Origin of the sequence: Pseudomonas sp. SIMBA_041, from assembly GCF_046535095.1 — a bacterium.
Lineage (GTDB): Bacteria > Pseudomonadota > Gammaproteobacteria > Pseudomonadales > Pseudomonadaceae > Aquipseudomonas > Aquipseudomonas mucoides.
The window spans coordinates 1-252 of record NZ_JAWRXJ010000657.1 but is presented as its reverse complement, the minus strand read 5'-3'; the positions used below and the strand labels follow the sequence as shown (position 1 = coordinate 252).

Annotated in this window: 1 protein-coding gene; it reads left to right on the top strand. The window is 44.8% G+C overall.

From position 1 onward, the window contains the following. On the top strand, positions 1-252 hold a 252-nt coding region (locus tag SB725_RS32755), incomplete at both ends, for an AMP-binding enzyme (protein WP_410923647.1).

Genomic DNA, 252 nt, shown 5'->3' with positions numbered 1-252 from the left:
CCCAAGATATCGCTTACATACGTCCTGATGGCTATATCAAAATCACCGATCGCTTAAAAGATGTGATCAAATCAGGTGGTGAGTGGATTTCATCACTAGAGATTGAGACTATTTTATCAATACACCCGTCAGTAGCCGATGTGTCAGTGATTGGCGTACGTGATAAGCAATGGGGCGAGCGTCCGTTGGCTTTGGTGGTATTAAAGCCTGATGCTAAGGATACCAGCGCTGATGATATCAAAGCGATTGCAG